This is a genomic window from Erythrobacter sp. W36 (assembly GCF_057364935.1).
In genome coordinates this window covers 2,624,583-2,647,297 of the sequence record NZ_CP200281.1, presented here as the reverse complement: position 1 = coordinate 2,647,297, position 22,715 = coordinate 2,624,583, and the positions used below count along the sequence as shown (strand labels likewise).

The 22,715-nt window shown below is 57.8% G+C and carries 14 protein-coding genes and 4 pseudogenes; 8 read left to right on the top strand and 10 right to left on the bottom strand.

The window, feature by feature from the left end; all coding sequences use genetic code 11:
• Positions 1 to 172: 172 nt before the first annotated feature.
• Complete coding sequence (rpoN, locus tag AC0V6U_RS12935; RefSeq protein ID WP_472643569.1) at positions 173 to 1,675, bottom strand: RNA polymerase factor sigma-54; 1,503 nt, start codon at positions 1,673 to 1,675, stop codon at positions 173 to 175.
• A gap of 20 nt (positions 1,676 to 1,695) precedes the next feature.
• Positions 1,696 to 2,489: pseudogene (gene lptB, locus AC0V6U_RS12930) on the bottom strand (LPS export ABC transporter ATP-binding protein).
• Between the two features lie 199 nt (positions 2,490 to 2,688).
• On the opposite strand from lptB, the gene AC0V6U_RS12925 reads away from it, so the two are divergent.
• On the top strand, positions 2,689 to 3,084 hold the full coding sequence (locus tag AC0V6U_RS12925) for a hypothetical protein (RefSeq protein ID WP_472643568.1): 396 nt from the start codon (positions 2,689 to 2,691) through the stop codon (positions 3,082 to 3,084).
• A 7-nt stretch (positions 3,085 to 3,091) separates the two neighbouring features.
• On the opposite strand, the gene ppa is transcribed toward AC0V6U_RS12925, so the two are convergent.
• The gene (gene ppa / locus AC0V6U_RS12920) at positions 3,092 to 3,619 is read right to left on the bottom strand and encodes an inorganic diphosphatase (protein WP_472643567.1); all 528 of its coding nucleotides are present in this window, start codon (positions 3,617 to 3,619) and stop codon (positions 3,092 to 3,094) included.
• 106 nt (positions 3,620 to 3,725) lie between these two features.
• Between ppa and hisS the strand changes: the two are divergent.
• From hisS to metK, 6 genes and pseudogenes are all read left to right on the top strand, one after another.
• Positions 3,726 to 4,998: pseudogene (hisS, locus tag AC0V6U_RS12915) on the top strand (histidine--tRNA ligase).
• Positions 4,999 to 5,100: 102 nt separating this feature from the next.
• Entirely contained in the window at positions 5,101 to 6,168 is a 1,068-nt protein-coding gene (gene prfA, locus AC0V6U_RS12910; RefSeq protein ID WP_472643566.1) for a peptide chain release factor 1, read from the top strand.
• Entirely contained in the window at positions 6,165 to 6,983 is an 819-nt protein-coding gene (gene prmC / locus AC0V6U_RS12905) for a peptide chain release factor N(5)-glutamine methyltransferase (protein WP_472643565.1), read from the top strand. The genes prfA and prmC overlap by 4 nt, the downstream gene beginning before the upstream one ends.
• A 263-nt stretch (positions 6,984 to 7,246) precedes the next feature.
• Positions 7,247 to 7,885 (top strand): DUF4167 domain-containing protein, encoded by a 639-nt coding sequence (locus AC0V6U_RS12900; protein ID WP_472643564.1) that lies wholly within the window; start codon positions 7,247 to 7,249, stop codon positions 7,883 to 7,885.
• A 42-nt stretch (positions 7,886 to 7,927) separates the two neighbouring features.
• On the top strand, positions 7,928 to 9,538 hold the full coding sequence (gene lnt, locus AC0V6U_RS12895) for an apolipoprotein N-acyltransferase (protein WP_472643563.1): 1,611 nt from the start codon (positions 7,928 to 7,930) through the stop codon (positions 9,536 to 9,538).
• Between the two features lie 55 nt (positions 9,539 to 9,593).
• Positions 9,594 to 10,811 (top strand): methionine adenosyltransferase, encoded by a 1,218-nt coding sequence (gene metK / locus AC0V6U_RS12890; protein ID WP_472643562.1) that lies wholly within the window; start codon positions 9,594 to 9,596, stop codon positions 10,809 to 10,811.
• An 11-nt stretch (positions 10,812 to 10,822) separates the two neighbouring features.
• Here metK and AC0V6U_RS12885 read toward each other — a convergent pair whose 3' ends face one another.
• The 5 genes from AC0V6U_RS12885 to AC0V6U_RS12865 form a co-directional block, all read right to left on the bottom strand.
• Complete coding sequence (locus AC0V6U_RS12885) at positions 10,823 to 11,986, bottom strand: CaiB/BaiF CoA transferase family protein (RefSeq protein WP_472643561.1); 1,164 nt, start codon at positions 11,984 to 11,986, stop codon at positions 10,823 to 10,825.
• A gap of 4 nt (positions 11,987 to 11,990) precedes the next feature.
• On the bottom strand, positions 11,991 to 13,277 hold the full coding sequence (locus AC0V6U_RS12880) for a DUF1266 domain-containing protein (protein WP_472643560.1): 1,287 nt from the start codon (positions 13,275 to 13,277) through the stop codon (positions 11,991 to 11,993).
• Entirely contained in the window at positions 13,274 to 13,933 is a 660-nt protein-coding gene (locus AC0V6U_RS12875; RefSeq protein WP_472643559.1) for a CoA transferase subunit B, read from the bottom strand. Before AC0V6U_RS12875 ends, AC0V6U_RS12880 begins: the two co-directional genes overlap by 4 nt.
• 11 nt (positions 13,934 to 13,944) lie before the next feature.
• Entirely contained in the window at positions 13,945 to 14,463 is a 519-nt protein-coding gene (locus AC0V6U_RS12870) for a hypothetical protein (RefSeq protein WP_486169490.1), read from the bottom strand.
• A gap of 361 nt (positions 14,464 to 14,824) precedes the next feature.
• Positions 14,825 to 15,532 (bottom strand): CoA transferase subunit A, encoded by a 708-nt coding sequence (locus AC0V6U_RS12865; protein ID WP_472643557.1) that lies wholly within the window; start codon positions 15,530 to 15,532, stop codon positions 14,825 to 14,827.
• Positions 15,533 to 16,130: 598 nt separating this feature from the next.
• Here AC0V6U_RS12865 and AC0V6U_RS12860 point away from each other — a divergent pair.
• Positions 16,131 to 18,438 (top strand): annotated as a pseudogene (locus AC0V6U_RS12860) (CDC48 family AAA ATPase).
• Between the two features lie 21 nt (positions 18,439 to 18,459).
• Here the strand turns inward: AC0V6U_RS12860 and AC0V6U_RS12855 are convergent.
• Entirely contained in the window at positions 18,460 to 19,539 is a 1,080-nt protein-coding gene (locus tag AC0V6U_RS12855; RefSeq protein WP_472643556.1) for a mechanosensitive ion channel family protein, read from the bottom strand.
• Between the two features lie 84 nt (positions 19,540 to 19,623).
• Positions 19,624 to 22,458, bottom strand: a pseudogene (polA, locus tag AC0V6U_RS12850) (DNA polymerase I).
• Between the last annotated feature and the right edge of the window lie 257 nt (positions 22,459 to 22,715).

Genomic DNA, 22,715 nt, shown 5'->3' with positions numbered 1-22,715 from the left:
CGCTAAGAGGTGTTGCCATGTATTAACCACATAAGTTCTGAACGGAAAAGGTTAATTTACCGTAAAGCATTAGAAACTGGCGAGTCGCAGGGGTTCTTACCTATGCGTCGAACGGCCCAAATCCCTGCGCTTATGAGGTGCTTAGGCATGCTCGGACGCTGCAAAGCACGGCTTAAAGATTAGCGAGCTTCTTTTGCCGACGCCGTTCTGCGCTAGAGCCGATGCCGATGGCTTCACGATATTTGGCAACCGTTCTGCGTGCCAGATCGAAGCCTTCTTCTTTCAGAAGGTCTGCGAGTTTCTGGTCGGATAAGATCTTCTTGGGCTCCTCGGCATCGGTCAGGGCTTTAATGCGGGCTTTGATCGCCTCGGACGATGCGCCTTCGCCGTCGCTTGATGAAACGCCGCTGGTGAAGAAGTATTTCAGCTCAAAGCAGCCGCGCTCGCAGTGCAGGAACTTGTTGCTGGTCACGCGGCTGACCGTGCTTTCGTGCATGTCGATTTCTTCGGCGACCTCGCGCAAAGTCAGCGGGCGGAGCTCCGACACACCATTGCGAAAGAAGCCTTCCTGCTTCTTCACGATCTCAGCCGCCGTCTTGAGAATGGTCTTTTGTCTTTGGTCCAGCGCCCGGATGAGCCAATGCGCGTCCGCCAGTTTTTCCTTCAGCCAGCTTTGCGCGTCGGGACCCGGTGCGCCATCGCGCAGTTCGACAAAGTAAGAGCGGTTGACGATGAGGCGAGGCAAGGTCTCCTCATTCAGCGCCACATCCCAGCCGCCCTCACCATTGTCGGTGAGAAGAATGTCGGGCACCACCGCGCTCGCAGTGCTTGCCCCATAGGCCAGCCCTGGTTTTGGGTCATAGCCTCGCAGCTCGGAGAGCATATCGGCGAAGTCTTCCTCATCCACTCCGCACACACGCTTCAATCGAGCGATTTCCCCTCGTGCGACCCATTCCAGATGGTCAATCAACTGCGCCATGCACGGGTCGTAGCGATCTGCTTCGCGCGCTTGGATTGCCAGGCATTCTGACAGGCTGCGTGCGCCCACTCCGCTGGGGTCAAGCGTTTGCACTGCTTTGAGCGCGCTTTCAGTATCGCTCAGTTCCACCCCGAGATCATAGGCAACATCGCGCAGATCAAAGGAGAGGTAACCTGCCTCGTCGAGCAATCCGATCAAGTGGCGCGCAATAAAGGCTTCGCGTTCGTCTTTGGCCGCGGCGCCAATTTGTTCATTGAGATGCTCCGCAAGCGTGATTTGCGCCGCGCTTGTTTGCTCAAGGTCGGGCAGCATGTCTGATCCGCCACCGCTGCTCGCGGCCGCTCCCCATTCTGCATCGCCTGCTGCCGGACCGCTTGCGCCATCGCCTGTGTCTCGGTCGCGGTCCAGCGCACCAGTGTCCAAATCGAGCGGAGCCTCGCTTTCGCCTTGCGCTTGGCCGATTAGCTGGTCGGCGGTGAATTCCTCGCGCGGTATGTCATCGCTTTCCCCGCTGGGCCCGCTGTCCTCACTGGATAGCGCCCCGGCCTCGAGCAGCGGATTGGCTTCCAATGCGTCGGAGATGAAGGTTTCGATTTCGAGGTTTGATGCCGCCAGCAGCTTGATCGCCTGCTGCAATTGCGGCGTCATCACCAAGGATTGTGACTGGCGTAGGTCTAGCCTTGGGCCGAGCGCCATGATTTAGTTCCGCCGCCTCGTCACAAAGTGAAGCCTTCGCCGAGATAAAGCCGCTTGACGTTTTCGTCTGCGACTAGCGCCTGCGGCGTGCTTAGGCGAAGAGCACCTGTCCGCCATATATAATGCAAGCGCGGTCCACGATATCGAGCGTTTCGCGCACGTTGTGATCAGTGATCAGCACGCCAATGCCCCGACCTTTCAGGTCTTTTACAAGATCGCGAATGTCGCTGATCGACAGCGGGTCGATGCCGGCAAACGGTTCATCGAGCAGCATGATGGACGGCTTTGCGGCCAGCGCCCGGGCAATTTCGCAGCGCCGCCGCTCACCGCCCGACAAGGCCATGGCTGGCGAACTGCGCAATTCAGTAAGGCCAAATTCGCCGAGCAAGCGCTCCAATTCTTGAGCGCGGGTATCGCTGTCCGGCTCGACCATCTCGAGTACGCAGTTGATATTCTGCTCAACAGTCATCCCGCGAAAGATGCTTGTTTCCTGCGGGAGATAGCCAAGCCCCAAAATTGCGCGGCGATACATCGGCAGCTTGGTGACATCTTCGCCGTCCATCAGGATCCGGCCAGAATCCGGACGAACAAGACCCATTATCGAGTAGAAGCAGGTCGTCTTACCCGCACCATTGGGGCCAAGTAGGCCCAGAACTTCGCCTTTACCAACGGTCAATGAAATGTCGCTCAGGACCGAGCGTTTGTCATAACTCTTGGCAATCGAAATGACTTCAAGGCCGCCGTCAGGCAGCGGCGTTGTGGCATCGGCGGTGCTGCTTTCAGGCGTCTCGGCCAGGGCGTTTGTCTCTCTCATCGGATCACTCTTAGCACCGCAATCCAGACATAAAAGGGCAGTATTGCCCAATTTGGCAGGATTTTTGCGTGTCGCGATTCTCGCGCTCCAAAATTGCAAGATCTGCAACAAAGTTGCGGATTGGTTACCGAGCTTGCAAGATTTCCCGCAATTTGAGATACTCGAAGCTTGGGGAACGAATCCGTTGGAGAGCGGCACAATGAAAAATATCGCGCATCGCTATGACGCAGACCGTCAGTCTGACCGTAAGGCTGAGGGTGATGCTCTCGATTGGCGTAAGTCAATGAGCGATCATGTTGCTTATGCGCTGCTTGTTTATACGGGCCTTCAAATCTTTGTGACCATTAAGGCGCTCAACACCGGCGGTGCATCGATCCTGCCGTACATCGCGCTCGTAGTTTTGGTCGCGGCCATCATCCCTGCGTGTCGCTGGTTCGAGAAGCGCTGGACCGGCCTGTCAGACAGCGAAGCGGCAGACCAAGCCTATCGCCCGGCTTTCCGGCGCGATCTTGCTGGCCTTTGGGTGATGGCGATTGGCCTGCCGTTCATTCTGACTTTTTGTTTTAAAGGTATCTCTTCGCTCTTGTGGGCCTAAGCAGCGGTTAGGCTTTAGCCCGCTCAATCGCTTCAAGAACAATGCGCCGGGCTTCTGCGCGGTCGCCCCATTTGCCGATCCGGACCCATTTTTCCGCTTCAAGATCTTTGTAGTGTGTGAAGAAGTGCTCAATCTGTTGAAAAATGATCGACGGCAAATCCTTGGTCTCACCCACATCTGAGTAATATGGGAAAGTCGTATCAACCGGCACGCAGATCAGCTTTTCATCGCCGCCGTGCTCGTCTTCTAGGTTCAAAACACCAATCGGGCGGGCGTGCACAACGCAGCCAGCCATGAACGGGGTGCGCGCGATCACCAAAGCATCCAAGGGATCGCCATCGGGGCTGAGTGTGTGCGGCACAAAGCCGTAGTTCGCCGGGTAGCGCATCGGCGTGTGCAGAATGCGGTCGACGAACAATGCGCCGCTTTCCTTGTCAAATTCATACTTCACCGGCTCGCCGCCAGTGGGTACTTCAATGATAACATTGAGGTCGTCAGGTGGATTTTTTCCGGTCGGGATTTTGTCGATACGCATGCTGCTATCCTACTAGTGTCAAAGCCCTCTCCCTGAAACTCGAGTGCCCCCTAGCTGCGCGGCTCTATTGCGGCAAGATGATCTTGCCCCTAATCGCTCAGGTGAAATGTCGAAAAACACTCCAAAAGCCATTCGTGGGACGCAAGATATCTTTGGCGCTGATGCCGAAGCCTTTGCGTTCGTGGTCGAAACCTTTGAGCGCGTGCGGCGGCTTTACCGGTTTCGCCGCATTGAAATGCCGGTGTTCGAGAAGACGGAAGTGTTCGCGCGCTCGCTTGGCGAGACGACAGATGTTGTCTCCAAAGAAATGTACTCGTTTGAGGATCGCGGCGGGGACTCGCTAACGCTTAGGCCAGAGTTCACCGCTGGCATTGCCCGCGCTTATCTGACCAATGGCTGGCAGCAGCACGCGCCGCTAAAGGCTGCAACACACGGCCCGCTGTTCCGCTATGAACGCCCGCAAAAAGGGCGCTACCGGCAGTTTCACCAGATCGATGCCGAGATCATCGGGGCGGCAGAGCCGCAGGCCGATGTTGAGTTGCTGTGCATGGCCGACCAGCTTTTGAAAGAGTTGGGTATCGAAGGGGTGACTTTGCACCTCAACACCTTGGGCGACGGGACAAGCCGCGAGGCTTGGCGCGCGGCGTTGATCGACTATTTCAGCGCGGTGAAAGATCAGCTTTCGGAAGATCTCGCAGGAGCGGCTGGAGAAAAACCCGCTGCGCATCCTCGACAGCAAGGATGGCCGGGACAAACCTTTCCTGGCCGATGCGCCCAAAATCGATGATTTTCTCTCTGATGAGGCGCGGGCGTTCTTTAAGGCCGTGACTGACGGTCTGGACGCGGCAGGCGTCAAATGGGTGCGGGCAGAGGCGCTGGTGCGCGGGCTCGACTATTACCGCCACACCGCCTTTGAATTCATTCCGGACGAGGGTTCAGCCGCCGCAGAAGCTCTGGGCGCGCAAAGCACGGTGCTTGGCGGCGGGCGTTATGACGGGTTGATGGAAAGTCTGGGCGGGCTGGCGACGCCAGCTGTCGGATGGGCGGCGGGAATTGAGCGGCTGGCGATGTTGGTGGGGGAACCAAGTAGAGATGGTCTGCAAGTGGTTGTCATTTCAGAAAATCGTGCCTTTGATATCGATGCAAATACCTTTGCGTCGGCGCTTCGGCAGTCAGGATTCTCAACCGAAGTGATGGCGACGGGCAATCCGAAAAAACGCTTCGATAAAGCTAACAGGCTTGGTGCTCGGGCTCGGGTTACTCTCGACAGGCGCGATAATACAAATCACGTAGGTGTGCATGTCAGCGATCATGCAGACTTTGACATGGAAGATATCAAGAAGGTCATCAATGATCTGAGTTGGACAGGCCTTGATTAGCCATTCGTCATCCCGGACTTGATCCGGGATCCACGGCGGAGCCACTGCCTACTGTAAGCTGGATTCCCGCTTTCGCGGGAATGACGATAAGAGAAGTTCCACATGCAAATCCCCGCAGAACGCCTTGATCAGATCGCGCACCGCTTCGCTGAGCTGGAAGCCCGCATGGCATCTGGTACGCTGGAGGGTGACGAGTTCGTGCGCGCCTCGCGCGACTATTCGGAGCTGGAGCCGGTTGCGAAGCTATCGCTGCAGGTAAAGGCCATGCGGGAGGAAATTGCGGGCCTCGAAGACATGCTTGCCGATCCTGAAATGAAGGCGATGGCTGAGGAGGAGCTCGGCGAGCTGCGCGAGCAATTGCCTTTGGTAGAGCGCCAGCTTGCGATCGCCTTGCTGCCCCGTGACGCCGCCGACAGCAAGCCCGCCATGCTGGAAATCCGCGCAGGCACGGGCGGCGATGAAGCGGCACTGTTCGCTGGCGATCTCTACCGCATGTATGAGCGCTTTGCCTCTGACCAGGGGTGGAAGGTCGAACCCGTCAGCATGAATGCCTCAGAAGTCGGGGGCTTCAAAGAAATCGTCGCGAACGTGCGCGGGGCTGATGTGTTTGCGAAGCTCAAATTTGAAAGCGGCGTGCACCGGGTCCAGCGCGTGCCTGAAACTGAGAGTGGCGGCCGTATCCACACGTCTGCGGCGACAGTCGCGGTACTACCAGAGCCAGACGAGGTGGATATTCGGATCGATCCTGGTGATCTCAAAATCGACACGTACCGGGCCAGTGGTGCCGGGGGTCAGCACGTCAACACAACCGACAGCGCGATCCGCATTACCCACGAACCAAGCGGCCTGGTGGTCACCTGCCAAGACGGACGCAGTCAGCATAAGAACCGCGAGAAAGCGATGCAGGTGCTGCGCGCGCGGCTGTTTGAGAAAACCCGTGATGAAGCGCAGGGCGCAGAGGCGGAAGCTCGCAAGGCTATGGTGGGATCAGGCGATCGTTCCGAACGGATCCGGACCTACAATTTCCCACAGGGCCGGGTGACGGACCACCGCATCGGGCTGACCTTGCACAAGCTTGAAGACGTGCTGGCAGGCCCGGGCCTCAATGAATTGGTCGATGCATTGACGGCGGAAGACGAAGGCAAGCGGCTGGCTGCGCTGAACGAATGACCATTACCGAGGTTTTGCGCGAGGCGGCTCAGAAGCTCTCGAGTACCAGTGATACCGCGCGTCTTGATGCCGAAATCCTGATGGCACATGCTCTTGGCAAGAGCCGATCTGACATGCTCCTGATGCATATGAAGGCCGAGGCGCCAGAGGGGTTTGAGGCTTTGCTCGATCGCCGCATAGGGCGTGAGCCAGTGGCCTACATAACCGGTGTGCAGGAGTTTTACGGCCGCGAATTTTGCGTGACGCCCGATGTCTTGATCCCGCGCGGCGATAGCGAAAGTGTCGTTGAAGCAGCGCTTTCGAGAGTTCCTAACCCAACGCAGATTCTCGACCTTGGCACGGGAAGCGGTGCTCTCCTGCTCACATTGCTAGCTGAAACCAAAGCATCCGGCTTGGGTATCGACCAATCATTCGCAGCAATTGACGTGGCAAAGGCCAATGCGGAAAAATTGGAAGTCGCCGACCGAGCGCAGCTTCGCGTCGCAGACTGGAACGTGCCCGGCTGGAGCGAGAGCCTCGGTCTTTATGATCTGATCATTTCCAATCCGCCCTATGTGGAGCGTGACGCAGCGCTAGATCCGGATGTGCGCGACTTTGAGCCTGCGACCGCGCTGTTCGCGGGCGAAGAAGGTCTAGATGACTACCGCTGCATCATCCCGCAACTGAAAGCCCTGCTGACGCCAGATGGGATCGCCGTGCTCGAAATAGGGGCGGAACAAGCGGCAGCCGTTAGCTCAATCGCTGAGAATGAAGGCTTTAACGTGGAGATTACTCGCGATCTCGCTGACCGCGACCGCGCGTTAATCCTCTCATGACCAGCGATTCGGGGTTGACGAAATTTCGACAGGGCTTGGCAAACGCGGCCAGCCTCGCTAACCCCGAATCAGGCAATTGATCGGCACGGGCTGCAAATCAATTGGTCTAGCTCCGTATGAAAGCATGGATTTGCCGCGTGGATACCCCCGGCTCGTACAGCGCGGAGCGCGCGCCAATATTAGAACTGGCGTTTGGACGAGGGGTCTACTGGTCATGGTGCAATGAGAATTTGCCCGAAGGCCGTAAATGAGGATGAATTTCCTTGAATAACAATCGTAACAATCGTCGCCGCGGTCGCGGTAATCGCAATCAAGGCGGCGGCAATCAGCTAAACCGGATCGACAGCAGAGCGCGCGGTAACGCGCCGCAATTGCTCGATAAGTACAAGAAGCTGGCGCAGGATGCTCAGCATCACGGCGACCGGGTTCAGGCTGAGTATTATCTGCAATTTGCCGACCACTATCTGCGCGTAATCGCCGATAATAAGGCCCGCCAAGACGAAGCTCGGGCCAAGCGCCAAGAAGAGCGCGGCCAATCAGGTGAAGAGGGCGATGAGGATGAAGACGGCGAAAACCGTCGCCGTTCACGCCGCCCACGCTCACGCCGCGACGAGCAGGCGAATGACCAGCATTCTGACAGCGACAATGGCGCCGAAGCGGATGCTAGTGATTCAAATCCGGATGATGCAGGCGAAGAAGAGCCCAAGCGCCGTGCGCGCAAGCCGCGCGGTGAGGGCCAGTCGGAAGAACGCACTACGCGCCGGAAGCCTCGTGCACCGCGCAAGCCCAAGAGCGACAACAAGGTCGCTGATGAAATCGATGCTTCCGTTCTGCCGCCAGCGATTGGTGGGGACGCACCGAGCCAAGATGACAGCGGCGACAATCTGGAAACCGTAGACTAACAGCGCCTTAGGGCAGGGATGATCGCGGGATAGACAGCCAATATGCGGGCAATCTTTGATCGCTGGATCGGCATTGCCCGCGCGCATCCCAATTGGACGACATTATTGCTGGGCGCATTGGCCGCGCTGGGCATCCCTCCGCTTGGCTGGTGGCCAGTGACCTTGGCTGCTGTTTCGGCCTTCGTCGTTTTGTTGAGCCATGCGGACAATTGGCGCAGGGCCGCTGTGCTTGGCTGGTTGTTCGGGTGGTCGCACCTGACGTTGGCCAACAATTGGATTGCGACGGCGTTCACATACCAAGCCGAGATGCCGCAGTTCTTGGGCTGGTTCGCCGTGCCATTGCTGTGCATCTATCTGGCATTCTATCCAGCGTTAGCGGCCGTTATCGCCCATATTGCCGCAAGACGCGCGGGATTACCCGCCTTCGGAATGGTGCTTGCCGCCGCATGGATTGTGGCGGAGTGGCTGCGCAGCTGGGTCTTTACCGGCTATCCGTGGCCGCCACTCGGCCTATCTCTGCTGGGATCTTGGGATCGGCCAGGGCTGGCGATATTGCTGCCTTGGTTGGGCACCTATGCGCTTTCGGGATTGGTACTTTTGCTTGCGACAGGTCTTGCCTATTTCGCGCTTAAAAAGGCGCGGATCAACCTCGCCGTCTTGGCCGCGCTGATTTCGGCGGGAATGCTCTTTCCTTTGTCGAGCGTTCTCGATCGCGAAGACAGCTCAGTGCCCTATGCGCTGATTCAGCCGCTGATCCCGCAACCAGAGATCAACGACCCGAGTAAGTTTGAAGAACAGTTCGCGCGTATCACTCAGCTGACTTTACCGGGTCGTGAGCAGCCGCGACTGGTGCTGTGGCCAGAGAGCGGGGTGCCTGACTATCTCGAGGACGGCTATCCGCAGAGATATTATGACCGGATGACAGCAGCGGGTGATCCAGAGTTTGCGCGCAATCGTATCGCGTCGGTCATTGGCTCAGATTCGCTTTTGCTGACTGGCGTGGTGAACCTTGATCTTGCTGAGAAGAATGGCTTTATCCGTGCAGTCAGCGCGAGAAACTCTGTCATAGCTTTGGACGGAACAGGCGATATCACGCAGCAATATGCCAAGGCGCATTTGGTGCCATATGGCGAGTATTTGCCAATGCGCAGCCTACTAGAACCCCTCGGCCTCAGCCGCTTGGTGGCAGGCTCGATTGATTATCTGCCCGGCCCAGGTCCGCGCTCGCTCGATACGGGAGCGTTTGGCAAAGTGGGCGTGCAGATTTGTTATGAGATCGTCTTTTCCGGCCAAGTGGTCGATACTGCCAATCGTCCTGATTATCTCTTCAATCCGTCGAATGATGGTTGGTTTGGCGCTTGGGGCCCGCCGCAGCATTTGGCTCAGGCGAGATTGCGGGCCATCGAAGAAGGCTTGCCAGTTTTGCGCTCCACCACAACCGGGATAAGCGCGGTGATTGATGCCAATGGGATTGTGCGGCAAACCATTGCAACCGGTAAATCGGATAGGCTCGATGGCTATGTGCCGAGCGCCAAGCCGCCGACCCTTTTTGCGCGTTTAGGCAATGCCCTCCCGCTCATCTGGGCCGCGTTCTTGAGCTTACTGGCGCTGGGCGTGTCCAGACTGGTTGCGCAACGCCGCGCTGCGAGTTAGGGCCTACAGGACATAAAGATTTCCTTATATCCTTTAGCTCTAACGCAGAGGTACCATGCGTAGCGAATATTTGTTCACATCAGAAAGCGTCTCTGAGGGTCATCCGGATAAGGTCTCTGACCAGATTTCTGATGCTATTGTTGATCTGTTTCTGTCGAAGGATCCCGAAGCCCGCGTGGCCTGTGAAACCCTGACCACGACGCAGCGCGTTGTGCTCGCTGGCGAAATTCGCGCGAAGGGTATCTACGAGAACGGCGAGTGGGCCGAAGGCGCGCTGGACGAGATTGAACGGACGGTCCGCAATACGGTCAAAGAGATTGGTTACGCTCAACCCGGCTTCCATCATGAGACGCTGACCTTTGAGAACCATCTGCATGGCCAGTCGGCTGAGATCGCCATGGGCGTGGATGCTGGCTCTGAAGGCTCGAACAAAGATGAAGGCGCTGGCGACCAGGGCATCATGTTTGGTTTTGCCTGCGATGAGACGCCCGATCTGATGCCGGCGACGCTCGACTACAGCCATAAGATCTTGCAGCGCCTCGCGCGTGACCGCAAATCGGGCGCGGCCCCGTTTCTTGAGCCGGATGCGAAAAGCCAAGTGACCTTGCGCTACCGCGACGGGAAGCCAGTGGCTTGCACGGCAATCGTGGTTTCAACCCAGCACGCCCCGGGCTATCACGAAGGTGAGAAAGAGGCGGAACTCAAGGCATACGTCAAAGGCGCGGTTGGTGATGTCCTGCCGGATGGCTTCATCAGTGAGGAGACGGTCTGGCATATCAATCCAACCGGGGCCTTTGAGATTGGCGGTCCGGATGGGGACGCGGGCCTGACCGGGCGCAAGATTATTGTCGACACCTATGGCGGCGCGAGCCCACATGGCGGCGGTGCCTTTAGCGGCAAAGACCCGACGAAGGTTGATCGCAGCGCGGCCTATATCACCCGCTATCTGGCGAAGAATATCGTCGCCGCCGGATTGGCAAAGCGCTGCACCATTCAGCTTGCCTATGCGATCGGCGTGTCAAAGCCATTGTCGCTCTATGTCGACACTTTCGGCACGGGCACGGTCGGCGATGACCGGATTGAGGAAGCGATTCTAGGCATCGAAAGCCTGGGCGGACTGACGCCGCGCGGCATCCGTACGCACCTGGGCCTGAATAAGCCGATCTATCTCAGAAGCGCGGCCTATGGTCATTTCGGGCGTCAGGCGAAGGGCGATTTCTTCCCGTGGGAACGCACGGATCTGGTCGATACGCTGAAGGCTGCGCTCACCTAATCGGACGAGCTCTACGCGGGGTCTGGGGTGTCCTCACCAAGCCTTGGTGATGGGCGATCCAGCGCCAGCTCTGCGTCAGAGAATGCAAATGGGCTGCGCACGCCCGGCTGTCCGTCTAGCTCGACCTTGAGACCGCGGGCCTGCACTTGCGGGTCCGAAAACACCTGATCAAGATCATTGATCGGCCCTGCGGGTACACCTGCGACTGCGCAGGCTTTTAGCAAGTCCTTGCGTGCCCAATTCGTGGTTTCTTGTGCGATCATATCGTCAACCAGTTCTCGGTTGGCGATCCGCGCCTCATTGGTCGCAAATCTCTCGTCACTCAGCAGGTCCTCACGCTTGAGCACGTTCAGTAGCTTGCGAAAGAGGCCATCATTGGCGGGCGCAAGAACGACGGGGCCATCGCGCGTCGGGAAGACGCCATAGGCGCTCACCTGAGCATGTGCATTGCCCATGCGCGGCGGCACTTGGCCCGCCGTGAAATAGCTCGTCGCTTGATTGGCGAGCAAGGCGACTGAGCAATCGAGCAGGCTCATATCGATCCATTGCCCCTTGCCAGTGCGCTCTCGCATCAGCAGTGCGGCCTGAATCGCGTTGGCGGCATAGAGGCCGCAAGAAAGGTCAGAAATGGATACGCCATGTTTCATAGGCTCGCCGTCGGGTTCGCCAGTCAGCGACATGAAGCCGCTCATCGCTTGGATAACGAAGTCGTAGCCTGGCTCATCACGCCTCGGCCCGTCTTGGCCAAATCCGCTGATGGAGCAATATGCGACCCTAGGGTTGGAGTGCGCGATACTCTCATAATCCAAGGCGAATTTTGTGAGTGTGCCGGGTTTGAAATTTTCCAGCACCACGTCCGCTTCGTCGCAAAGACTGCGGACGAATTGCCGATCTTGCGGGCTCGTAAAGTCGGCTTTGACCGACCGCTTGCCGCGGTTGCAAGCGTGGTAATAAGCAGCCTCGCGTTCGGTCGCGCCGTTCCGGCCTTCTCGCTCAATCCAAGGCGGACCCCACAGCCGGGTGCCATCGCCTTGAGGGCTTTCGATCTTGATGACATCAGCGCCGAGGTCAGCAAGGATTTGCCCTGCCCATGGCCCAGCAAGCACACGCGCGAGTTCCAACACGCGCAGGCCGGCAAGCGGGGCATTCGTATTGCGCGGATTTTCGAGCCACATTGCCTTAATGGACCGTGGGGCCGGACTCTGGGATGTCGGGGCCTTGGACCTCGCCTTCATCCGGATCAGGGCTGGTGCTCCCTTCTTCGACGGCGGGCCACCAACCCGCTGTGACCCAGGTGCTACGCGGATCTGTCATCAGAGTTTCAACGATTGCTGCGCGCTCGGCAAACAACCCTGGTTTATCGTCGACACCTCCCCAGATGGCCCGGCCCAACAACACGCTGGTGCCATATTCTCGCCAACTGCCAAAACGGGCACGGGCATGGTCACCGGCGTGCATCACCATGTCCAATGCGGTGCGCCGTGAGAGGTATCCTGCACCAAGCCCCGTTCTGACCAGCCAGACCGCTCGGTCGATATCGAATGCGCTTGTTCCGCGTAAGAGATCCGCGTCAGTTTCGATAAACCCTGCCTCGCGCATCCATTCCACCGCTGGGCCGAAATTGGTGGCAAATTCGCTAAGCTCAGTCGCATCGCGGTCCTGTTGGAACTCCTCGATCAGCCTTGTTCTGAGCTGGGCTTCGGCAACCGCAAGGGATTCCTCAATCATCCAATCGAGAACCTCCGAATGCCCGTATCGAAGTAGGTGCTGGAATGCGTTTTCTAGATCGTCGGCGCCAAAAACGTGCCAGCTTTCGTCCAGCAGCCATTTCATGTCATCTTGGGTTTGGCGTGGATCCATCACATTCATGGGATAGCCGTTGGCGCAGCTTAAAACTGCACCTGCGCCTAGCGCTCGGACCACATCTGTTGCTGGGAAATTATGCTCATCCAGAATGATCTGTGTGCCGTTTGGGTGATTGCCCGATTGCGCCGCTGTGGGACCGCGTCTCTTTCTCAAAAAGCTTACGAATATGGCTAGTGCCAGCCCACCTAACAAACCGAGCGCAATCGCATCGATGTTGCTTGCCAGCGTGCTGCGCGGGGCGGTGGAGATGCGGCCTTTAGGGCCAAATTCCATATGATCCATCAGCACTCCGGATCGGTCGACATAGACATGTGTCGCGGTCGCATTGTTGCCGGTGTGCAGAGTGTAGCTGGAGCCTAAGGCGCCATTGGCGCCCCGCTCGCACATGGTGCCCTTGGCCCATAGCATGCGGTATTTGTAGCCATCGCTCGTGAAGTCAGTAACCGAATCCCCTCCTGGGATTGCTCCGCCGCATACCGCAAAGCCGGTTGCATAAGCATCGCCATCGTCGGCTACAAAATACATCACTCGCGGCTCACTGTTGCAGCCTGCTAGCAGGACAACGAAGAATGCCGCGATCAGGATACGAAGGTTTTTCAAACCAGCGCCACCTCATATTTCGCGCTGGTCTTCGCCGCGATGTCCGCTTCGGTGACGCCTGGAGCCAGCTCAATAAGTCGGAACGGGCTATCGTGGTTCTCACGGTGAAACACGCCCAAATTCGTGATGACCATATCCACCACGTTCTTGCCCGTTAGCGGCAATGTGCATTCGGGGATGAGCTTGGGATCGCCCGCTTTGCTGTTGTGATCCATGACTACGATTATCTTTTTGACGCCCGCGACTAGATCCATTGCGCCGCCCATGCCTTTGATCATCTTGCCCGGGATCATCCAATTGGCGATATCGCCATTTTCGGCAACTTCCATCGCGCCGAGCACGGTCAGGTCAATGTGACCGCCACGGATCATTGAAAAGCTGGTGGCGCTGTCGAAATAGGCTGAGTGCGGCAGCTCGCTGATCGTTTGCTTGCCCGCATTGATCAGGTCAGGATCGACTTCATCATCGTAAGGGAACGGCCCAATCCCAAGCATGCCGTTCTCGCTCTGCAGGGTCACATGCATGCCCTCTGGAATGTGATTGGCGACCAGTGTCGGAATGCCAATGCCAAGATTGACGTAATAGCCATCCTGCAATTCCTGAGCAGCGCGCGCTGCCATTTCGTCGCGAGACCATCCGGTTTTTTCATCTGACATGTGTGTTGCTTTCAATTTTGACCAAGCACTGGGGGAATAAGGAACCAGCCATTGCCGATTATCGGCTCAAGGGCAAAGGCGGCTTCGGGTTTCAAAAGGTAATCATAGAGTTCGTCAAAGTCGCTGCGCGTGTCGCCGGCAATCGCAACGATGCAATGGGTTTCCGACAGCTCGCCCCGCCGCGTTTGTTTGCGGTCGGCTTGGTATCGCATGAGCAGCAGGTTATCTGACTTTTCAGGATCAAGACCAGAGGCATGCAGCGCGCGCCTCACTTTGCCAGCGTCCGCTGCGGAATTGGCGGAGAGCCAGGTTATCTCAAGGCCGAGTGCCCGCAAGTTGGCTAGACCGTCTGCCAGAGCGGGCTGAGCCGCCGGAGTGCTTGGCGGCGTAAACAGACCATCGTCTGGGTCCAAGTCGATCAGCACAGTGGGCGTGCGTTCTCCGCACTCATCGCGCTTGCCGTCGAGTGCCGCGGGATTGCTGAGGACGGCAGTGCTGGCGGGCGGAGCATTCTCGCCAGTTTGCAACAATATCTGGCCTGCTTGCTCGCGCGCATAAGTGAGTAAATCTGTGAATTGACCAGCATTCGAAACCGGAGCGATAAGCGCACCTTCGCGTATGGACGCAGGTACTTGGCTGCCCGTGGTCGCTAGTCCCGTTTGGTTTGTGGCGACTTCACCTTGGCTCGCCTCCAGCTCGGCGCTCGCTGTCAGGTCTCTAGCTTCCCGTCTGTCGCGGCTAATGTCCGCTCCGGCTAGCGCTCCGCTCGGCAACCACGGGAATAAAACCCGCAACGCATCCACTAAGCGCAAATGCTGCGACGAGCACTCCGGCTATCAATGGCGAGCGGTGGGGGAGCATGTGTCAGCCTCTAACGTCAGCTTCCGAGATTCAGGCGCTGACGCGTTCGCGCGTGGTGCGGAACTCAATTTGCTTGTCGTAGGGCGCGCCCATTACAAGACGTTGGACGAATACGCCGGGCAAGTGGATTTCATCCGGGCTCAGCTCACCCACAGGGACGATTTCCTCGACCTCGGCGATGCAGACCTTGCCGCAAGTCGCCGCTGGCTGGTTGAAATTGCGCGCCGTTTTGCGGAACACAAGATTTCCAGTCTCATCCGCTTTCCATGCCTTTACGATGGCCAGATCAGCGAAGATCCCGTGCTCGAGGATGTAGGTTTCACCACCGAAGTCCTTATGCTCTTTGTCTTTGGCGACCTCAGTTCCCACGCCGGTCTTGGTGTAGAAACCTGGAATGCCCGCACCGCCGACGCGCATACGCTCGGCCAATGTGCCTTGAGGGCAGAATTCGACGTCCAGCTCGCCAGCAAGAAATTGCCGTTCGAACTCTTTGTTTTCGCCCACATAGGAGCTGATCATTTTCGAGACTTGCTTGGTGCGCAGCAGTTTGCCGATGCCCTCGTTGTCAATGCCTGCATTGTTGCTGGCAAAGGTTAGTCCAGTGACGCCGCTGTCGCGGATTGCATCGAGAAGGCGCTCTGGAATGCCGCATAGGCCAAATCCGCCTGCGGCGATCAGCATGTCATTTGCGATCACACCTTCAAGAGCGGTCGCTGCATCTGGGAAAAGCTTATTCATGGATGGGGCTAGCCTTGGCTGGGGTTGAATGTTGGTCCGTCAATTAGTCGTTTGAGGATTGGCTGTCACCACCTCACCGTCTGCTTTGGCGAGTCGTTTCGGCCAAGACTAGGGATTGAGGCGATGTGATTGCTTGGCGGCTATTTGCATCATTCACCGCATACGTATGCGGATAGTGCGCTGCAACATTTTGGGCGGGCTGAGGAGTGAAAATCAGCGCCGAAACATGACAGTTTTGCGACAATTGCAACTTATAAAACTATTATAATCAATGGTTTGATAAATCACTGCACAAATTTAATTGCGTTTCATGCAACTTTAAATGCGCCTTTCGCACTTGCACAAAATGCCTTGTCTACGCATATGTCTTCGCGTGCCTAACAGGCATCCTCTCCCAAACTTTTAAGCCCGGTCTTTGGACCGGGCTTTTTCTTTTGGGGCGCGCTTTTTCCTTTCGAAACGAGTCGCGCCCCGCGCTCCATCGTTCTCTAAAGCCGCGGTCGGATACAGCGCCAAGCCTGCGCATTTGCATTCCCATGCCAGTCTTCCTAGCTACAAGGGCCTGCAACTAGAAAACCGCCCGAAGAGGAAGTGATGAATGGCTGATGCCGAAGCTGCGCCGCCAACCCGAACAACAAGGCTGCAAGTGGCGCCAGCCCGGCAGGAAGAATCGGGTCAGGGCATCGCGCGCATGCCGCGCTCTGCATTCCAAGCTCTCGGCATAACCGAAGGTGACATCGTTGAGATAGCTGGCAAACGTACAACCGCTGCGATTGCTATGGCTGCATACGCCGAGGATGACACTCTTGACGTGGTGCGGCTCGACGGCCTGCAACGCGGCAATGCAGAGGCAGGCTCAGGCGAGAAGGTCGAGCTAAGTGCGGCTGAATCTCGTCCAGCGACACGTGTCGTGTTCGCGCTAGGCCCAGCGCGAGATGCGCCTGCAAGGGCCGACACAGGCCCTGAAGCGAAACTTCTTCCGCCGTCCTTTGGTGGCAGGCGATTTGGTTGCGACCACCGGACAACAGCCGGTCCAGAACATGCCCTCTGACGTACGCCAAATGCTTCGCGCTCCTGCCTACGCGCTGACACAAATTCGCCTGTCTGTTTTCGCCACTGTGCCCAAGGGCATCGTGCATATCGACGAAAACACTGAAGTCGAATTACGGACGGAATTTGAAGAGCCGCGTGATGCTCGCGCTGCCGTGAATTATGACGATGTCGGCGGCATGTCCGACACGATCCAAGCTCTGCGCGAAATGGTTGAATTGCCGCTTCGCTATCCAGAGCTGTTTACGCGACTTGGTGTTGATCCACCCAAGGGCGTCCTTCTGCATGGCCCTCCTGGAACGGGTAAGACGCGGCTCGCTCAGGCGGTCGCCAACGAATCCGATGCCGAGTTCTTCACCATCAATGGCCCTGAGATCATGGGCTCTGGCTATGGTGAGAGCGAAAAGCGCCTGCGCGAGGTGTTTGAAGAAGCGACCCGCGCGGCGCCAGCGATTGTCTTTATCGACGAAATCGATTCTATCGCGCCAAAGCGGCAGAATGTCCCCGGCGAAGCGGAAAAACGGCTGGTTGCGCAATTGCTGACATTGATGGATGGGCTGGAGGCGCGCGCCAACCTTGTCGTGATCGCCGCGACGAACCGGCCTGATGCGATTGACGAAGCCTTGCGGCGTCCTGGCCGGTTCGATCGGGAAATCGTTATCGGTGTTCCCGATCAAGGGGGGCGGCGCGAAATCCTATCGATCCATACTCGCGGCATGCCTCTTGAGAGCGCCGTTGACCTCGATGAATTGTCCCGCGTTACCCACGGCTTCGTGGGCGCAGACCTAGCCGCATTGGCGCGCGAAGCTGCGATTGATGCGGTTCGCCGCATCATGCCCAAGCTGGACCTTGATGCGCGAACCGTCCCGCCTGAGGTTCTCGAAGAACTCTGTGTGACCCGAGAGGACTTCTTGGGCGCGCTCAAACGGATCCAGCCGAGCGCGATGCGCGAAGTCATGGTGCAAGTGCCCAATGTCAAATGGGATGACATTGGCGGCGTCGGCGATGCCATCGAGAAGCTCAAGGAAGGCATCGAGCTGCCGCTCAAGAAGCCGGATGCATTCCGGCGTCTGGGTATTCGCCCGGCGAAAGGCTTCTTGCTCTATGGCCCTCCCGGGACGGGCAAGACCTTGCTTGCAAAAGCCGTCGCCAAAGAGGCCGAGGCGAACTTCATTTCGATGAAGAGCTCTGACCTACTCTCCAAATGGTATGGCGAGAGCGAGCAACAAATCACGCGCATGTTCGCGCGCGCTCGCGCGGTTGCCCCGTGCGTCATCTTCATTGACGAGATCGATAGCCTGGTGCCAGCCCGCGGATCGGGCCAAGGCGAGCCGCAAGTGACTGGCCGTGTGGTGAACACCATTCTGGCTGAGATGGACGGCATGGAGGATTTGCAATCGGTCGTTGTGGTCGGGGCTACCAATCGTCCGACCTTGGTCGATCCCGCGCTGCTACGTCCGGGCCGTTTCGACGAGCTTGTCTATGTCGGCACACCCGATCCGGAAGGCCGCGAGCACATCTTGCGGATCCACACGTCGAAGATGCCATTGGCGAGCGACGTCGACCTATCTGTGGTCGCCGGCAAGACCGAACGCTTCACTGGAGCGGACCTCGAGGATGTCGTGCGCAGAGCTGGCCTCAACGCGCTTCACCGCATGGGTAACGACGTTGAAGAGGTGATGGCAAAGGACTTCGAAGAGGCGCTGAAAGACTCCCGCGCGACGGTTACCGGCAAGATGGAAGCCGAATATCGCAAGATGCGCGGTGAGCTCAAAAAGCGCGCTGCTGAAGTCAATCCGATCGGCTTCTTGCAGCCAGAGAAGCTGGAGCCGACCCGCGCCAAAAAGCACGAATGATGTGCTAGTTTAAAGAGGTGGTTAGCCTCCTTGGACCCGCTCATTGGCGGATTGCACTTCGAGCCGGTGCCGGATCAGCGCATCCGGCTGGTTGCTCCGAAGCCAGGAAATCATGTGCTCGCGCGTCTCGCAGCGCAGGTTCCACAGATCGCCAATGGTCGCCGCGCTCATCGAAAGGCGCAGCTCCATGCTTTCTGGGTAGGCTTCTGTCATCAGCATCGCGCAGGTGCGCCCATCAAACAGCTCGTGCGAGCCAACAAAGCGCTCAAACTCTTCGCGGATCGGCGGGACCTCAGCGGCTGGATCGAGGTGCAGGAAGACTGGGCCGGTTAGCATTTCGCTCTTGCGTGACCAGTTTTCAAAACTGTTGTCGAGGAAGCGGGTGGTTGGGACGATCAGCGCTCTTTCATCCCAGGTGCGAACTTTGACAAAGCTCATATGGATCTCTTCGACGCGGCCTACTTCGCCGTCCACCTTGACCATATCGCCTAGGCGCATCGGCTCGGTTAGAGCAACCTGAAGCCCTGCGATCAATGATTTGAGCGCAGGCTGAGCGGCAGCACCAACCGCCAAAGCGGCGAGGCCAGCGGACGCCAGTAGTGTTGTACCAATGTCTCGGACGGCAGGGATGCCGAGTAGCATCAGGCCCACGGTGATAAAGATGATGGTGAACGTCGCCGTCCGGCTCAAGATCGCAATCCGGGTTTTACGGCTGCGCATCGCGACCGGATCGCTTGATGCTTCCAACCTGAGTTCGAGTGCGGCGGTGAAGCCTTTTACCAAAGTGTAGGCGATCCAGCCGAGCAGCGCCGGGCGCAGGAATTTGGCCAGCGGCTCCCAGATCGATTGCAGCTCGGCATTCATCTGAGCCGCAATCGTTATCCCGATGGCGATGAAAGACCATTTGATCGGAAGGCGGACACGCTCAACGATCATCTCGTCCGCCGTGGTTTCGGACATTTTGGTCAGCTTGCTGACGGCACCATAGACAAGCCGATAGATCAGATATGCGATTCCGATCGCCAGTAGCAGGGCGAGGCCCGCGACACCCCACGCGAACCAGTCGATGGTAAGATTGGCGGGATTGAATTGATCAAGCATGCTGCGCACCTATGCAGACGAGCGGGCGAATACAACCTTGGATGCGCCTGCGTGCCCGCTGCGCTGAGCTTTGTGAGCAGTCAGTTAGTGGGCGGCGTCCCAGCTTGGCCCGGTCCCGATCTCGATCTGCAATGGCACATCGAGTTTAACTGCGGGCAGTGCCGCCTCCGCCATCACGCGCTCGATAACCGGGCTGGCCTTCGCCACATCGTCTTCTGGCAGTTCGAACACCAGTTCATCGTGAACCTGAAGAAGCATGCGAACATTGGGCAGGCCTGCTTCTTCTAAGGCTGGCAGCATGCGCACCATCGCGCGTTTGATAATATCGGCACTGGTGCCTTGGATCGGGGCATTGATGGCGGCGCGCTCGGAGCCCTGCCGTTCGGCCTGGTTCTTCGACTTGATCCGGGGGAACCAGGTCTTTCGCCCGAACAATGTCTCTGAATATCCGCGCTCGCGCACTGTTTCCAGCGTTTCCATGATGTATCTCTGGATGCCAGGGAAGCGCTTGAAATAGGTATCGATCATGGCCTGCGCCTCGTCCGGCTCGACTTCCAAGCGTCCCGCCAGTCCCCAGCGTGATATGCCATAGAGGATAGCAAAGTTGATCGTCTTCGCCTGCGCGCGCGTGTCTCTGGTCACTTCGCCGAACATCTCATTCGCCGTGCGCGAGTGGATGTCTTCGCCTGAGGCAAAGGCTTCTTTGAGCGTACCTACATCGGCCATATGTGCGGCCAGTCGCAATTCGATTTGCGAATAGTCAGCCGCGAGCAGGACATTGCCCGGCTCAGGCACAAAGGCCTCGCGGATCTGGCGACCAATCGCGGTTCTGATTGGGATATTCTGCAGGTTTGGATCGGTTGAGGACAGCTAGCCCGTTTGCGCGCCGACCAGACTGTAGCTCGTGTGCACGCGGTCCGTCTTGGGATTGATCGCCTCTTGCAAAGCGTCGGTGTAGGTTGACTTGAGCTTTGCCAGTTGGCGCCATTCGAGCACCTTATTGGCGATCTCTGCGCCTTCTCCGGCCAGTTTCTCCAGCGTGCTGTGATCGGTCGAGTATTGCCCGCTTTTGCCCTTTCGTCCGCCTTTATAGCCGAGCTTATCAAACAGGATTTCACCCAGCTGCTTGGGGCTGCCAACGGTGAACTCTTGGCCTGCGTCCGCATGAATTTGCTTCTCGAGAGAGGCTATTTCGATTGCGAATTCCTCGGACAGTTTCGCCAGCCGCGCGCGGTCGACCTTGATGCCCTCGCGCTCAATTGCGGCGACTACCGGGATCAATGGCCGGTCAACGCGCTCGTAAATTTGCGAGCCGCCTTCTGATGAGAGGCGCGGTTTGAGGTGCTGATAGAGCCGCCACGTTACATCGGCATCTTCGGCGGCATATTCGGTCGCCCGGTCGAGCGGAACCTCGCCAAACGGGATTTGCTTTTTGCCGGTTCCACAGACTTCTTTGAACGATAATGGCGTATGGCCAAGGTGACGCACGGAAAGGTCATCCATCCCATGTCCGCCGCCAAGGCCTTGTTCCCCGCGCCCGGCGTCAAGCGCAAAGCTCATCACCATCGTGTCTTCAATTGGGCTGACGGTCAAACCATGTTGCGCCAGCACATTGAGGTCATACTTGCCATTCTGAAAGATCTTCAAAACCGCATCAGCTTCAAACAATGGCTTCAGGGCGGCAAGCGCTGCGTCGCGAGCAACCTGCTCTGGTTTTTCCGAAAGCAGATCAACCCCGCCATGCGCGAGCGGGATGTAGCAGGCATCGTTTGGACCCAGAGCAAGGCTGACGCCGACCAGCTCCGCCTGCATTGCATCAAGTGAAGAGGTTTCGGTATCAACCGCCACCTTTCGCGCAGCAAATGCTCGCGCGATCCAGTCCTCCAGCCGCTCCATGGTCTGCACCGTCTCATAGGCGCTGCGGTCAACGGCTGGCATCTCGGGAAGCGCTTGGCTGCTGCCCTTTTCTGTACCGGCATCACCTGCCGTTTCAGCCTTGGCTGGGTTAAGATTGGTCGCGCGCTCAGGGCTACCACTGCCCGCTCCGAGACGTTTCAGCAGACTGGTAAAGCCATGCTTTTGAAGGAACGCCGCAAGCGGTTCGGCGGGCACGCTTTCCAGCTTAAAATCTTCAAGCGGCTGCGGCAGATCGGCATCTTCCTTGAGCGCCACCAGGACGCGGCTCAGCTCCGCCTCTTCGCGCCCGCCAAGCAAGCGCTCCTGCAGTTTTGACTTCTTCATATCTGGCGCGGAGTCGAGAGCTGCGCCGAGCGAGCCGTGCTCCGCAATCAGCTTGCTCGCCGTTTTTGGGCCAACGCCATAAATGCCGGGAATATTGTCGACGCTGTCGCCCATCAAAGCGAGAACATCGCCGACCAGCTCGGGCACAACGCCGAACTTCTCCTCGACCTCAGGGATATAGATGCGCTGGTTCTTCATCGTGTCGAGCATGTCGACCCGCCCGCCGCTACGCTCTCCCACCAATTGCATCAAATCCTTGTCGGACGAGACAATGGTGACATTCCACCCCTGCGCCTGTGCAGCGCGGGCATAGGAGGCGATCAAATCGTCGGCCTCCAAACCCATTTGTTCGATACACGGCAGGCTGAACGCCTTTGTCGCATCCCGGATAAGTGGGAATTGCGGCACCAAGTCTTCCGGTGGAGGAGGGCGGTTCGCCTTATAATCCGGGTAAATATCGTTGCGGAATGATTTGGACGAGGCGTCCAGAATGACCGCCATATGTGTTGGGCCATCGGCTTGATCGAGGTCCTCGGCCAGCTTCCACAGCATGGTGGTGTAGCCATAGACCGCGCCAACCGGCGTGCCCTCGGGGTCGGTCAGCGGGGGCAGACGGTGATACGCCCGGAAAATATAGGATGAACCATCGACGAGATAGAGGTGTTGTTGCTCGGCCATGATGCGGTGCTAGCACCGCGCAAGGCAGGTGATAAGTCGGTTTGATCAAGGCATCGCGGCTATCCCCACGCAATAGCGCGCAACGATAGAGCGAGAGGCAAATAAGGCGGAAAAATGGCAAAAAAGGCGATTTGGCCTTGCGCTGCCACAAAGTTGCCACTATTTAAGAACTCGAAGCCGGGCATTTTAGACTTGGCTTTGGCATTCTCCGGGGGGACCGGATGTGCTTAACACACTCGCTGGATAAGGAATTGAAT

Excerpts from the sequence above, each read along its gene's own strand:
- rpoN (WP_472643569.1), bottom strand. The coding sequence starts at position 1,675 with ATGGCGCTCGGCCCAAGGCTAGACCTACGCCAGTCACAATCCTTGGTG.
- AC0V6U_RS12925 (WP_472643568.1), top strand. The coding sequence starts at position 2,689 with ATGAAAAATATCGCGCATCGCTATGACGCAGACCGTCAGTCTGACCGT.
- ppa (WP_472643567.1), bottom strand. The coding sequence starts at position 3,619 with ATGCGTATCGACAAAATCCCGACCGGAAAAAATCCACCTGACGACCTC.
- prfA (WP_472643566.1), top strand. The coding sequence starts at position 5,101 with ATGCAAATCCCCGCAGAACGCCTTGATCAGATCGCGCACCGCTTCGCT.
- prmC (WP_472643565.1), top strand. The coding sequence starts at position 6,165 with ATGACCATTACCGAGGTTTTGCGCGAGGCGGCTCAGAAGCTCTCGAGT.
- lnt (WP_472643563.1), top strand. The coding sequence starts at position 7,928 with ATGCGGGCAATCTTTGATCGCTGGATCGGCATTGCCCGCGCGCATCCC.
- metK (WP_472643562.1), top strand. The coding sequence starts at position 9,594 with ATGCGTAGCGAATATTTGTTCACATCAGAAAGCGTCTCTGAGGGTCAT.
- AC0V6U_RS12885 (WP_472643561.1), bottom strand. The coding sequence starts at position 11,986 with ATGTGGCTCGAAAATCCGCGCAATACGAATGCCCCGCTTGCCGGCCTG.
- AC0V6U_RS12875 (WP_472643559.1), bottom strand. The coding sequence starts at position 13,933 with ATGTCAGATGAAAAAACCGGATGGTCTCGCGACGAAATGGCAGCGCGC.
- AC0V6U_RS12865 (WP_472643557.1), bottom strand. The coding sequence starts at position 15,532 with ATGAATAAGCTTTTCCCAGATGCAGCGACCGCTCTTGAAGGTGTGATC.
- AC0V6U_RS12855 (WP_472643556.1), bottom strand. The coding sequence starts at position 19,539 with ATGCTTGATCAATTCAATCCCGCCAATCTTACCATCGACTGGTTCGCG.